This is a genomic window from Actinomadura sp. 3N407, assembly GCF_052245875.1.
In the GTDB taxonomy this organism is placed as follows: domain Bacteria; phylum Actinomycetota; class Actinomycetes; order Streptosporangiales; family Streptosporangiaceae; genus Spirillospora.
Genome location: NZ_JBQQBP010000020.1, coordinates 56090 through 69398, shown reverse-complemented (window position 1 = coordinate 69398; position 13309 = coordinate 56090). Strand labels below are relative to the sequence as shown.

At 71.2% G+C, this 13309-nt stretch carries 11 protein-coding genes; 6 read left to right on the top strand and 5 right to left on the bottom strand.

Annotated features, from left to right (window positions below; genetic code table 11):
- Window positions 1-52: 52 nt before the first annotated feature.
- Window positions 53-544 carry an inorganic diphosphatase gene (locus ACTWPP_RS36930; RefSeq protein ID WP_443109069.1) on the bottom strand — a complete coding sequence of 164 codons (492 nt, stop codon included), beginning with the start codon at window positions 542-544 and terminating at the stop codon, window positions 53-55.
- Between the two features lie 88 nt (window positions 545-632).
- Window positions 633-3272 (bottom strand): DNA polymerase I, encoded by a 2640-nt coding sequence (gene polA / locus ACTWPP_RS36925; protein ID WP_443109068.1) that lies wholly within the window; start codon window positions 3270-3272, stop codon window positions 633-635.
- Between the two features lie 61 nt (window positions 3273-3333).
- On the opposite strand from polA, the gene ACTWPP_RS36920 reads away from it, so the two are divergent.
- Window positions 3334-4173, top strand: coding sequence for an LLM class F420-dependent oxidoreductase (locus tag ACTWPP_RS36920; protein ID WP_443109067.1), 840 nt, complete (start codon window positions 3334-3336; stop codon window positions 4171-4173).
- 76 nt (window positions 4174-4249) lie between these two features.
- Here ACTWPP_RS36920 and ACTWPP_RS36915 read toward each other — a convergent pair whose 3' ends face one another.
- The gene (locus ACTWPP_RS36915) at window positions 4250-5764 is read right to left on the bottom strand and encodes a M20/M25/M40 family metallo-hydrolase (protein WP_443109066.1); all 1515 of its coding nucleotides are present in this window, start codon (window positions 5762-5764) and stop codon (window positions 4250-4252) included.
- A 523-nt stretch (window positions 5765-6287) separates the two neighbouring features.
- On the opposite strand from ACTWPP_RS36915, the gene ACTWPP_RS36910 reads away from it, so the two are divergent.
- The 4 genes from ACTWPP_RS36910 to ACTWPP_RS36895 are packed head-to-tail and all read left to right on the top strand — an operon-like array spanning window position 6288 to window position 9999.
- On the top strand, window positions 6288-8597 hold the full coding sequence (locus tag ACTWPP_RS36910) for a nitrate- and nitrite sensing domain-containing protein (protein ID WP_443109065.1): 2310 nt from the start codon (window positions 6288-6290) through the stop codon (window positions 8595-8597).
- Entirely contained in the window at window positions 8582-9037 is a 456-nt protein-coding gene (locus ACTWPP_RS36905) for a roadblock/LC7 domain-containing protein (RefSeq protein WP_443109064.1), read from the top strand. The genes ACTWPP_RS36910 and ACTWPP_RS36905 overlap by 16 nt, the downstream gene beginning before the upstream one ends.
- 7 nt (window positions 9038-9044) lie before the next feature.
- Window positions 9045-9419: a DUF742 domain-containing protein gene (locus tag ACTWPP_RS36900; protein WP_443109063.1), complete on the top strand. Its 375-nt coding sequence runs from the start codon at window positions 9045-9047 to the stop codon at window positions 9417-9419.
- A complete protein-coding gene (locus ACTWPP_RS36895) occupies window positions 9400-9999 on the top strand; it encodes a GTP-binding protein (protein WP_443109062.1) in 600 nt (199 codons plus the stop codon). The genes ACTWPP_RS36900 and ACTWPP_RS36895 overlap by 20 nt, the downstream gene beginning before the upstream one ends.
- Here ACTWPP_RS36895 and ACTWPP_RS36890 read toward each other — a convergent pair.
- Entirely contained in the window at window positions 9996-10556 is a 561-nt protein-coding gene (locus tag ACTWPP_RS36890) for a TetR/AcrR family transcriptional regulator (RefSeq protein ID WP_443109061.1), read from the bottom strand. The genes ACTWPP_RS36895 and ACTWPP_RS36890 overlap by 4 nt on opposite strands.
- Window positions 10557-10740: 184 nt before the next feature.
- Here ACTWPP_RS36890 and ACTWPP_RS36885 point away from each other — a divergent pair, with 184 nt between their 5' ends.
- Window positions 10741-11877, top strand: coding sequence for an acyl-CoA dehydrogenase family protein (locus ACTWPP_RS36885; RefSeq protein WP_443109060.1), 1137 nt, complete (start codon window positions 10741-10743; stop codon window positions 11875-11877).
- 15 nt (window positions 11878-11892) lie between these two features.
- Here the strand turns inward: ACTWPP_RS36885 and boxB are convergent, their stop codons facing one another.
- Window positions 11893-13308 carry a benzoyl-CoA 2,3-epoxidase subunit BoxB gene (gene boxB, locus ACTWPP_RS36880; protein WP_443109119.1) on the bottom strand — a complete coding sequence of 472 codons (1416 nt, stop codon included), beginning with the start codon at window positions 13306-13308 and terminating at the stop codon, window positions 11893-11895.
- Between the last annotated feature and the right edge of the window lies 1 nt (window position 13309).

Sequence of the window (13309 nt, the reverse complement as noted above, 5' to 3'; positions counted from 1 at the left end):
CAGGCCGTCCCCGTAAAGACGGCCACGCCGGGCGCGCGTGCGGTGACCCCGGTCAGGCCGTCGTCTTGGTCCGTGCCCGGTCGGCGGCCTGGGAGATGGTCTGGTCGGCGATCTCGCGGTCCTGCCAGCCGCGCACGTCGGAGCTCTTGTTCGGCTCCAGGTTCTTGTAGATGTCGAAGAAGTGGGCGATCTCGTTGCGGATGTGCTCGTGCACGTCGCCCAGGTCCCGGAGTTCGGCGTAGCGGACGTCCTTGGACGGGACGCAGAGGATCTTCGCGTCCGGGCCGCCCTCGTCGTGCATCCAGAACACCCCGAGGCTGCGGACGGTGATCTGGCAGCCGGGGAAGGTGGGCTCCTCCAGCAGCACCATCGCGTCCAGCGGGTCACCGTCCTCGGCGATGGTGTCCGGGATGTAGCCGTAGTCGACCGGGTACTGGGTCGAGGTGAACAGCATCCGGTCCAGCCGGATGCGGCCGAGCCGGTGGTCCATCTCGTATTTGTTGCGCGATCCCCTGGGGATCTCGACGATCACTTCGATCTCCATGCGTGCCTCCCCGAGCGTCTTCTACCCAGTGACGGGATGTGTGATCTGCTCGGCGGCGCCCGGGTGCGACGCCCGCCGAGCGGGTGGTTCAGTGGGCGGCGGCGTTCCAGTCGGGGCCGGTGCCGATGGCGACCTCCAGTCCGACGGAGAGCGGGTAGGCGGTGGTCATGTGGGTGCGGACGAGCTCTTCCACCCTGTCACGTTCGCCGGGCGCGATCTCCAGGACGACCTCGTCGTGGACCTGGAGCAGCAGGCGGCTGGCGAGCCCGGCGCCGGTCAGCGCCTCGTCCACCCGCAGCATCGCGATCTTGACGATGTCGGCGGCCGAGCCCTGCACGGGGGCGTTCAGCGCCATCCGCTCGGCGGTCTCGCGGCGCTGCCGGTTGTCGCTGGTCAGGTGCGGCAGGTAGCGGCGGCGGCCGAGGACCGTGCGGGTGTAGCCGGTGACGCGGGCCTCGGCGACGACGTGGTCGAGGTAGTCGCGGACGCCGCCGAGCCGCTCGAAGTAGGCGTCCATCAGGGGGCGCGCCTCCGCCATCGGGATGCCGAGCTGCCTGGCCAGGCCGAACGCGGACAGACCGTACGCCAGCCCGTACGACATCGCCTTGATCTTGCGGCGCATGTCCGGGGTGACGGCCTCCGGGACGACCCGGAACACCTGCGCCGCCATCGTGGTGTGCAAATCCTCGCCGGACTCGAACGCGGCGAGCAGCGTCGGGTCCTGCGACAGGTGCGCCATGACGCGCAGTTCGAGCTGGCCGTAGTCGGCCGTCATCAGCGACTCGAAGCCGTCGCCGGGCAGGAACGCGCGGCGGATGCGCCGTCCCTCCCCGGTCCGGACCGGGATGACCTGGAGGTTCGGCTCGGTCGAGGTGAGGCGGCCGGTGGCGGCGACGGTCTGCTGGAAGGTGGTGTGGATCCGGCCGTCCCCGCCGATCTCCCGGATCAGCCCGGCCACGGTCGTGCGCAGCCGCGCCTGGTCGCGGTGGTGCAGCAGGACCTGCGGCAGGCCGTTGTCGGTCTGGGTGGCGAGCCAGGTCAGCGCGTCGAGGTCGGTGGAGTACCCGGACTTGATCTTCTTGGTCCTGGGCAGGCCCAGCTCGCCGAACAGGACCTCCTGGAGCTGCTTGGTCGAGCCGGGGTTGAAGCGGCGCCCGGCGATGTCGGCGGCCTCGTCGGCCGCGCGTTCCATCGCGTCGGCGAAGTGGCGTTCCAGCTCGTGCAGGAGGCCGGCGTCGACATGGACTCCGGCACGTTCCGCTCTGGCGAGCAGGCCCGACAGCGGCAGCTCGACGTCGCGGAACACCTCGTCCATGCCCGTGGAGGCGAGGTCGGCGGCGAACTTGCCCGCCAGGTCGAGGACGGCGCGCGCGCTCAGCATCAGCCCGGCCGCCCCCTCGGAGGAGGGGCGGCGCCCAAGGTGCCGTCCCGCCAGGTCGGCGATGCCGTAGGCGGCCAGGCCGGGCAGCAGGAGGTAGGCGGCCATCGCGGTGTCGGCGGCGATCCCGTCGAGCCGCCAGCCGCGCTCACCGAACACGCGCAGCAGCGACTTCACGTCGTGCAGTGCCTTGGGACGGCCGGGGTCGGCCAGCCAGCCCGCGAAGGCCCGCTCGTCGTCCTCGGTGAGGCCGGACGGTTCGAACGAGGCCGCATGGCCGTCACCGGTGGCCAGCGCGATCCGGGTGATGTCACCCGCGCCGCGCACCCACGTGTGGTCGGCGGCCAGCCCGACCTGGCCGGTCGCGTGGGACCGGAGCCAGCCCGCGAGCTCGTCCGGCCCCAGCTCCCTGCCCCTGATCGGCTCCGGCCCGGCCAGCCTCGCCTCCGGAGCGCGGCCGCCGCCCGGATCGGCGGCGAACAGGCGCTGCCGGAGGCTGGCGTTGCGGAACTCCAGCTCGTCCAGCAGGGACGTGAACGCGGACAGGTCGTAGGGCCGCCGCCGCAGGTCCCCGATCTCCACCGGCAGGTCCAGGTCGCGGACGAGTTCGGTCAGCCGCCGGTTCAGCCGTACGGTGTCCAGCGCGGCGCGCAGCTTCTCGCCCGCCTTCCCCTTCACCTCGCCGGCACGGTCCAGCAGGGCGTCGAGGGAACCGAACTCGCGGACCCATTTCGCGGCCGTCTTCTCCCCGATGCCCGGGATGCTCGGCAGGTTGTCGGAGGGGTCGCCGCGCAGCGCAGCGAAGTCGGGGTACTGCGCCGGGGTCAGCCCGTACTTCTCCCGCACCGCGTCGGGCGTGTACCGGATCATCTCGGAGGCCGTCCGGTAGAAGTACAGGACGGTGACGTTGTCGCTGACGAGCTGGAGGACGTCCCGGTCGCCGGTGATGACCAGAACCTGGAGGCCGTCCGCCTCGGCCCTGGCGGTGAGGGACGCGATCACGTCGTCGGCCTCGTAGCCGGGTGCCCGCAGCACCGGCATGTTCATCGCGGCGAGGAACTCGTCCAGGATCCTCAGTTGGCTGCCGAACCCCTCCGGCGACCGTGACCGTGTCGCCTTGTACTCGGGGAACGCCTCGGTCCGGAACGTCTGCCGCGACACGTCGAACGCGACCGCGGAGTGCGTCGGACGCTCGTCGCGCAGCGCGTTGGCCAGCATGTTCGCGAACCCGTACACCACGTTGGTCGGCTGCCCGGTGGTGGTGCTGAAGTTCTCGACCGGCAGCGCGTAGAAGGCCCGGTAGGCCAGCGAGTGGCCGTCGAGGAGAAGCAGGCAGGGCCGGTCGGTCATGCGTCCCATCCTGGCACCGGGGAAGAGGGCATGAAACGGCGGGACGATTGGTTGGGGTGACATGACGAAGATCGATCTGGGCCGGCTCGGCATCTGGCGCCCGTGGAGCGAACTCGACCCCGAACTGGCCGGGGACGTCGAGGACCTCGGCTACGGCGCGATCTGGATCGGCGGTTCGCCGCGCGGGGACCTGAAGGTCGCCGAACGGCTCCTCGCCGCCACCGACCGCATCGTGATCGCGACCGGGATCGTGAACATGTGGACCACGCCGGCCGATGAGGTCGCGGCGTCGTACCACCGGCTCCACGACGCGTACGGCGACCGGTTCCTGCTCGGCGTCGGCATCGGCCATCCGGAGGCGACGCAGGAGTACCGCAGCCCGTACGAGACGATCCTGCGGTATCTGGACCGGCTCGACGCGGCGAACGTCCCGGAGGAGGGGCGGGTGCTCGCCGCGCTGGGGCCGAAGGTGCTGCGGCTGTCGGCGGAACGCGCCGGGGGCGCGCACCCGTACCTGACCACGCCAGAGCACACGCGCCTGGCTCGGGAGACGCTCGGCGACGGCCCGATCCTCGCCCCGGACCAGAAGGTCGTGCTGGACACCGACCCCGAGCGCGCCCGCGCGCTGGCCAGGGAGAAGATCGGCTTCTACTTCCGGCTGAGGAACTACGTGTCCAGTTTCAAGCGGCTCGGCTTCACCGACGAGGACGTCGCCGGGGACGGCAGCGACGCGATCCTGGACGCGCTGGTCGCGCACGGGAACCCGGCTGCGGTGGCGGCGCGGCTGAGCGGCCACCTGGACGCGGGCGCCGACCACGTGGCCGTCCAGGTGCTGACCGAGCAGGGCGGCGACCCCCGCCCCGCGCTGCGGACGATCGCCGAGACGCTCTCCCCGCGCTGACCCGGCACCGCCCGCGGAAACGGCGAGGGACGCGCCCGGTCGCGGGCGCGTCCCTCGGACGGACTGCGTGGGCGGGCTACTTCGTCGCGAAGTGGCCGATCACGTCCGGCATGGCGCGCTTCTTGGCCTGCGCCTGCCTTCTGGCGAGTTCATTGCCGTTGACCGTCAGGGTGCTGTACGCGAACTTCTGGGTGACCGCCGCGGTGCCGTCGATCATCTGGTCGAAGCCCCGGAGGTTCACGTTGCCGTAGCGGTCACAGACCGCGTGGTAGCACGGGTCGTACGCCTCGCCCGCGGTTCCGCCGTACACCGCCGCCTGCTCGGGCGTCTTGATGCCCTCGGCGCCGGTGAACAGGCCGCCGGCGGGGATGCCGACGGTGATGAAGGCGTTGTAGTCCGAACGCCCGTTGAACGGCGACGGGTCGGTGGCCAGGTCCCGCTTCGCGAAGTAGTCGTTGAACGCCTTCTCGATCGCGCCGGACCCGGCGGGCGCCTCCACGTTGTTCTGCCCGGCGCTGTTGTCGCCGTCGTAGACGAACCGGACGAAGTTCGGCGAGCCGATCATGTCGAAGTTGAGGTTGAGCGCGATCTTGTCCCGCTCCTCCTGCGAGAGGCCGTCGACGTAGTGCTGGGAGCCGATCAGGCCCTCCTCCTCGGCGCCCCAGAACGCGAACCGCACCGTGTTGCGGAGCTTGGGCCCGAGCTTGTGGATCTGCTTGGCGATCTCCAGCAGCGCCGCGGTGCCCGAGCCGTTGTCGTTGATGCCGGGACCCTCGGTGACGCTGTCGTTGTGCGCGCCGACGACCACGACGTTGTCGGTCTTGCCGCGGCGGGTGTCGGCGATGACGTTGGCGGCCTCGCGCTCCTCGCTGAAGGTGTCGGTCTTGACGCGCAGTGTCACGCCGCCGTCCTGGGCCTGCTGGACGAGGGCGGTGCCCACGGCGTTGGTCGGGCCGATGACCGGGACGCCGTACGGCTTGGTCAGCGTGCCGGCGACGGGGCCCGGCTGGTCGGGGAGCTGGTAGATGACGACGGCGGTGGCGCCGGCGGCGATGGCGTGGTCGGCCTTGAGGGAGAAGAAGCAGCCGCCGCGCTGGATCAGCGCGATGTGCCCCGCGGGGAAGCCGGCGAAGTCGTCGGCCTCGCAGCCGCTGCCGACCCCGGTGGCGCCCGGGTCGACGGGGGTCGCGGCGGCGGTGACGTCACCGGCGCCGGAGTACTGCATGGTCGCGAAGTCGGTGTCGGGTTCGAACGTCTTCTGCTCGGGCGCGGTCTGCTCGAAGACCGGCTCTGACAGCTCCTGCCAGAAGTCGAACGCGAACTTCTGGACGGTCGGGTCGTATCCGGCCCGCTCGAGCTGGTTCGCGATGTACTTGACGGTGATCTCGCTGCCCGGCAGCCCGGCGGCCCGGTTGCCGCCGTTGGCGTCCGCGATCTTCTGCAGGTTCAGCTGGTGGTGGCGGACGTTCTTGAGCTTGACCAGGCGGGCCAGTTTGGAGTGCGCCGGTGCGGCGGCCTGGGCCGGTACCGCGGCCAGGGTGGTGGCGGCGAGTGACAGCCCGGTGAGGGCTGCTAGCGCGGCTCTGCGCATGACTAGGTCTCCGTTTGTGGGGGTGACGAAGCAACCCGAAGCCTGACATGCGTCAATTCATGCAACAAGACACGACTCTGCATCAAAACGGCCAATATTGGTCTCACCAGGAACCTCATTAACAAGATCAGCTTCCGCACCGCCGTCACCGTACGTAGCCGATTTCCTCACCGTTAGTGCCGATCACGCCGATACGGCGAAAACGCATTCTTCAGGTCAGCACCGGAATGGCCTCCATTCACCGGTCGTGACCTGCGGGAACGGCGGAAAGCGGCGTGCTGGCCCCACGCCGTCCGCCGACCGGGACCCGGGACGCGCGGAGCATCCGGCCGGCCCGAGTTCCAGCAGGTGAGGCCCCTGGCCCGGGCAAAACGGCCTGAGTATGCTTCGTCACCCTTGCTGGTGGCCGCCGACGATCAGGAGTGGGCCGTTGTCGAGTCCCGAACAGGTGCACCGATCTCGCGGGCGTCCCCGGACAAGTCCGATCGGGCGAAGGATCGCGCTTCTCCTGGCGATCCCGCTGGTGTCGCTCGTGGCCCTGTGGGCGTTCTCGGCCGTCCCGGCGTTGAGCGACGCGCTCCGGCGGATCCAGTACGCCGACAACCACGACCGGGTCGGCCAGCCGATCAACCTCGCCATGCAGGCGGTGCAGGAGGAACGCGCCGCCGGGATCGCCGCCCTGACGTCGCCGTCCACCGCGAACAGGCAGAAGTTCCAGGAGCAGACCGCCAAGACCCAGCGCGCGGTGGCCGCCTTCCGCAAGGCGGCCCTCTCCCCCGGGATCACTGCGCGGATGGACGACGACGTGCTCCAGCGCACCCGGAACGTCGGCAACCAGCTCGACCAGCTGTCCAGCATCCGGTCACAGATCACCGCGCGGAACGTATCGGCGCTGGAGGCCGTCAACGCCTACGGCGAGGTCTTCGACAACACGATCCGGCTGCTCACCACACTGGTGAACATCAACGACATCGGCGTCTACCAGCAGACCAACGGCGTCCTTTACATCTACTGGGCGCGCGACTTCATGCTCCGCGAGGACCTGCTGCTCACCGGCCTGCGCGGCAACCGGCTGAACTCCGGCGGCCGCGCCGCGTTCGCCCAGTGGGCGGGCGCCCGCGCGGAGCTTTTCGACCTCGGCCGGACCTCGCTCAGCGGCCAGGTCGCGCGGACCATGAGCGGCCTGGTGAACTCCCCCGCCTACGCCGACTTCGTCGCCCTGGAGAACGGCGTCGTGCAGCAGGGCAGGGCCCCCGACCCGCAGCGGTGGCAGGCCGCCACCAAGGCGGCCGGGCAGGTGTGGCTCGGCACGACCTACAAGGCCGGCGAAGTGATCCAGCACCAGGAGGCCGAGCCCGCCGGCCGGCGGATCATGACGCGGGTCTACCTGGCGGGCGGCGTCGGGCTGCTGGCCGTGATCGTGTCCGTCGCGCTGTCGCTGCTGTTCGCCCGCCGCCACGCCCACGAGCTCCGGAGGCTGCAGCGGTCGGCGCAGGACCTGGCGAACGAGCGGCTGCCCCGCATCGTCGCGCGGCTGCGGCGCGGCGAACGGGTGGATCTGGAGGCGGAGACGCCCCGCCCCGCGACCGGGAGGACCCGCGAGGTGGCCCTGGTCGGCGAGGCGTTCGACACCGTCCAGCGGACGGCCGTCAGCACCGCGATCGGTGAGGCGGAACTGCGCGCGAGCATCAACCGGGTCTTCGTCAACCTGTCGTGGCGCAGCCAGTCGCTGCTGCACCGGCAGCTGCGGCTGCTGGACCAGATGGAGCGGCGCGCCTCCAGCCCCGAGGAGCTGGACGACCTGTTCCGCCTCGACCACCTGACGACCCGAATGCGGCGGCACGCCGAGGGCCTGGTCATCCTGTCCGGCTCGCCGACCGTCCGGGCCTGGGACCATCCGGTCGCGGCCGAGGACGTGGTGCGCGCCGCGATCGCGGAGGTGGAGGACTACACCCGGGTGGAGCTGACCGGGGAGTCGTCGGCCGCGGTCACCGGCGGTGTGGTCGCCGACGTGATCCACCTGCTGGCCGAGCTGATCGAGAACGCGACGATGTTCTCGCCGCCCGCCACGGAGGTCACCGTCAAGGTCGAGACCGTCGCGAACGGGCTGGCCGTGGAGGTGGTCGACCGGGGGCTCGGGCTGAACGCCGACGAGCGGGACGAGCTGAACCGGCGGCTGGCCAGCGCGGTGGAGTTCGACCTGGTCGACACCGAGCGCCTCGGGCTGTTCGTCGTCGCGCGGCTCGCCGCCCGGCACGACGTCAAGGTCTCGCTGCAGCCGTCCCCGTACGGCGGGACCACCGCGATCGTGCTCATCCCGCACGCCCTCGTCGTCCTCAGCGACGACTGGCATTCCTCCCGCGGCCTCGGCGCCGGCACGCCGCAGCCGGTGGCGGCGGCCGCGGGCGGATCCCCGCCGCCGCTCGGCCGCCCGTCCCGCCCGGCGCTCCCGGCCGCCGCCCTGCCGCCCGCATCGGCCCTCGAACCACGGCCGGACCCCGCATTCGACCCGCCGGAACCGGGCGACGCCCTCGCCGGGAGCCGCGGCCTCCCGTCCGGCGAGGACCCGGAGGCGGGCGACATCGAGGACAGCGAAATCACCGGCAGGCTCCCGCGCCGGGTACGCCATGCTCACCTGGCACCGCAACTGCGCCGGCCTCCCGCGCGGCGGAGCGGCGGACCGCCCGGGGAGCCCGATGACGACTTCGACGAGCCCAACCCGGACCTCAGCCGCGACCTGATGACCTCACTACAGTCGGGTTGGCTGCGCGGCAGGAACGCCGGCGACGAACCGGGCGATCTCGATCCACACGACGAATGGGGGGACTCATAATGGGGCAGGGCCACGCCACCGGCGAGCTCGACTGGCTGCTCGACGATCTGGTGGAGCGGGTCGGCGAGGTCCACCAGGCCGTCCTGCTGTCCCGGGACGGGCTGGTCATGGGCGCCTCGAGGGGCGTCACCCGCAAGGACTCCGAGTTCCTCGCGGCGCTGTCGTCCGGCTTCCACAGCCTGGCCAACGGGGCGCGCGACCACTTCGAGGCCAAGCAGGTGCGGCAGACCGTCGTCGAACTGGACGGCATGCTGTTCTTCATCATCCCCGCCGGCAGCGGAAGCTGCCTGGCGGTCCTGAGCGACGCCGGCGGCAACGCCGGTCTCGTCGCCTACGAGACCACCATGCTGATCAAGCGGGTGCGCCGGCAGCTCAGCGCGTCACCCCGGACCCCGGACGGCGCGCAGGACCCTTCGCTGCATTCGGGTGCCTCGGGCTGAGCCGACCGTGGAGACCCCGAGAGAGCGCTGGATCGGGCGGGACGCCGGCCCGGTCGTCCGGCCGTACGCGGTCACCCGCGGGCGCACCCGCGCCCGCGGGCCCGTCGTCGACCTGGTGGCCATCCTCGTCGCGACCGGGCGGACCCCGGGCGACCGGGTGTGGCTGTCGCGCGAGCACCGGCTGCTCCTTGAGCTGTGCGGGCGGCCGTCCACCCCCGCCGACCTCGCCTCGAAGGCCGACCTGCCGTTCCGGGTGGTGCAGATCCTGCTGGCGGACCTGCGCGAGTACGGCCTGATCGAGGAATCGGCCCAGGACCGGCCCTCCGAACGCCCCGACCCCCGCATACTGATGAGAGTGCTCGATGAACTTCGCCGCCTCTGAGACCGTCCCGCCGCGAGACGCGGACGACGACGTCCCCCTGCACACGCTGAAGGTCCTGGTGGCCGGCGGCTTCGGCGTCGGCAAGACGACGCTCGTCGGCGCGGTGAGCGAGGTGCACCCGCTGCGCACGGAGGAGACGCTCACCGACGCCTCCGTCGGCGTGGACGACCTCGGCGGCGTGGAGCGCAAGACGACCACGACCGTCGCCATGGACTTCGGCCGCCTGACCTTCTCCGGCGGTGTCCGGCTGTACCTGTTCGGGACGCCGGGCCAGGAGCGGTTCTGGTTCATGTGGGACCAGATCGCCTACGGCGCGATCGGCGCGATCGTCCTGGTCGACACCCGCCGGCTCACCACGAGCTTCGCGTCCATCGACTTCTTCGAGCAGCGGGAGATCCCGTTCGTCGTCGCCGCGAACAGGTTCGACGGCGCCCGCGCCTACACCGTCGAGGAGATCCGCGACGCCCTCGACGTCGACCCGGAGGTCCCCGTCATGCTGTGCGACGCGCGGGACCGCGACATGGCGAGGAGCGCCCTGGTCGCGCTCGTCGAGCACGCGCTGCAGACGTCGAAGGTCTAGCCGGCGGCCATCCGGGCGACGATGAGGGACGCGAGCGCGGCGTAGGCGGCGGAGTCGTCCAGACCCGTCTGCGCCTTGATCTCGCCGCGGTGGATGGACTCCATGACCTGGCCCGCGACGGCGCCGACGAACGCGGCGTCGGCGTCGGTGCCGGGGGACGCCTCACGGACGAGCCCCTGTACGCGCTGGACGGCGAACCCGGTGTTCTGCTTGTAGATATCGCGGGCGGGGGCGAAGGCGTCCAGGTCGGCGAAGAAGGCGGGCGACGCGGGCGCCAGCTCACCGGAGATCGCACGCAGGTAGGCGCCGACGCGGTCGCCGGGGTCGGCGCCCGCCCGCGTGGCCGCGTCGAGGGCGGCCTCCACCCGCTCGGTGGCGCGGCGGAAGAACGCGCGGACGACGGTCACGATGATCTGCTCCCGGCTCGCCGCGACGGAGTAGAGGGTGCTCTTCGAGCAGCGCAGGGCGGCGGCCAGTTCCGCGACGCTCAGCTCGGCGAAGCCGCGGTCGAGGAAGACGTCGATGAGGCGGCCCACGAGGGCGTCGCGCCGCCGCACGGCCCGGGGGGCCCGGGGGGCATGGGGGGCCCGGGGGGCATGGGGGGCCCGAGGAGCATGGGGTGCCCGGGGGGCGCGGGCGCCGTCCGGCGAGGTCATGCCGAGACGGTACCAAAGGACAGTACTGGAATCAGTTCGCCAGTACTGTCTTTGGTACTGTCGGGGTGCCGAAAGGAGTCCGCCCATGCCCGCCACCCGGCATCTGCCCACGCCCGAGTCCGAGGACCTCATCGCGCTCACCCGCGAGATCGCGGCGAAGGAGCTGGAGCCGCGGGCCTCCGGCGCCGAACGCTCCGGGACGTTCCCCCGCGAGGTGTTCACGACGCTGGGCCGAGCGGGGCTGCTCACGCTGCCGTACCCGGAGGAGTTCGGCGGCGGCGCCCAGCCGTACGAGATCTACCTGCAGGTCCTTGAGGAGATCGGCGCGGCGTGGGCGAGCGTCGGCGTCGGCGTCAGCGTCCACGCGCTGTCGTGTTTCCCGCTGTTCGGGTACGGGACGGACGAGCAGCGCGCCCGGTGGCTCCCGGACATGCTGTCCGGCGAGCGGCTCGGCGCGTACTGCCTCTCGGAGGCGCACGCCGGGTCCGATCCGGCGGCGATGCGGGCCAAGGCCGTCCGGGACGGCGACTCCTACGTCCTGAACGGCGCCAAGGCGTGGACGACCCACGGCGGCAAGGCCGACTTCTACACCGTCATGGCGCGCACGTCCGACGACGGCGCCCGCGGCATCTCCTGCTTCCACGTCCCCGCGGGCACACCCGGGCTGGAGTTCGACGAGCCCGAGGACAAGATGGGCCTGACGGGGTCGACGACCGCGACCGTCCGGTTCGAGGACGCGCGCATCCCGGCCGGCAACCTCATCGGCGGCGAGGGCCAGGGCCTGTCGATCGCGCTCGCCGGCCTCGACGCCGGCCGCCTCGGCATCGCCGCCGTCGCCACCGGGCTCTCCCAGGGCGCGCTCGACACCGCCGTCGCCTACGCCAAGGAGCGCGAGGCGTTCGGCAAGGCGATCATCGATCATCAGGGCCTGGCGTTCGTGCTGGCCGACATGGCCGCCGCCATCGAGTCCGCCCGCGCGATGTACCTGTCGGCGGCGCGGCTGAAGGACGCGGGCCGCCCCTACGGCCGGGAGGCGTCGATCGCCAAGCTGGTCGCCACCGACAACGCGATGAAGGTGACCACCGACGCGGTGCAGGTCCTCGGCGGCGCCGGCTACACCCGCGACTTCCCCGTGGAGCGGTTCATGCGGGAGGCGAAGGTGATGCAGATCTTCGAGGGCACCAACCAGATCCAGCGCCTCGTCATCTCGCGGCAGCTTTGATCGCAGTGCCCTCGGCTACAGCCGCACGTAGTCGTAGTCGAAGGGCTTGCCGTTGATGCCGTTGCGGGGCGGGGCGATCCAGGCGGCGATTTTGCCGCGTTCGTGGACCGGTCTCATCAGGGAGCGGACGTGGATCTTGTCGACCTCGGTGGGGAGCCAGGCGCTCTTGCGGTGTTCCCACTGGTCGGTGGACAGGATCTCGCCGTCGGGGGCGGCCTCGATGGCGGCGAACGCGCCGACCTTGCGGTTGAAGGCGATGCCGGGCAGGTAGAGGCGCTGCGCCAGGCCGGCCTCGGCCAGGATGCGGTTCCAGCGGTTGACGCCGCTCTGGCAGTCGGCGATGTACTCGCGGCGCAGGTCGGTGTTCAGGCCGACCAGCGCGGCGACCTCGGTCTGCCCGATGGCGCCCTCGACCAGGGCGTCCACCATGATCGCATCATCGGTGAGGCGGTGGTCGTCGTTGCGGCGGCCCTCCCTCCAGCGGCCCTTGAGCCCGGCGGTGTAGTAGTTCGCGACGTTGGTGGAGGTCTCCGAGCCGAACAGGTCCAGCGACACCGAGTAGTGGAAGTTCAGGTACTTCTGGATGACGTCGAGCGAGATCGCGCCGTGGGCGGTGACGTCGTCGGTGTCGTGCTCGCGCATGAGCTGGACGGTCCGCTCCACCACCCGGTCGATGCCGGTGGTGCCGACCATCATGTGGTGGGCCTCTTCCTTGAGCATGAACTCGCACGTGCGCGACAGCGGGTCGAACCCGGACTCCTTCAGCGTGCCCAGCTGGTACTTGCCGTCCCGGTCGGTGAAATAGGTGAACATGAAAAACGACAGCCAGTCGGGCGTCTCCTCGTTGAAGGCGCCCAGGATCCGCGGCGCCTCCCCGCTGCCGGAATTGCGGTGCAGGAGCTGCTCGGCCTCCTGGCGCCCCTCCCGCCCGAAGTAGGCGTGCAGCAGGTACACCATCGCCCACAGATGACGGCCCTCCTCCACGTTCACCTGGAACAGGTTGCGCAGGTCGTACAGGCTCGGCGCGGTCGCCCCCAGATTGCGCTGCTGCTCCACCGACGCCGGCTCGGTGTCCCCCTGCACCACGATGAGCCGCTGCAGATCGGCCCGGTACTCCCCCGGCACCTTCTGCCAGACCGGCTCCCCCCGGTGCTGACCGAACCCGATACGCCGGTCACCGTCACGCTCGGCCAGGAAGATCCCCCACCGGTACTCACCCATCGCCACATGCCCGAAATGCGCCCAGCCCTCCCGGCCGACGTTGACGGCGGTGCGCAGGTAGACGTCCTGGGTGGGCAGCGCAGGGCCCATCGACTCCCACCAGTCCAGGAAGTTGGGCTGCCACGACTCCAACGCCCGCCGCAAACGCCGGTCCTCATGCAGATCGACGTTGTTGGGGATCTTCCCGGAGTAGTCGGCGCTGATCGCCATG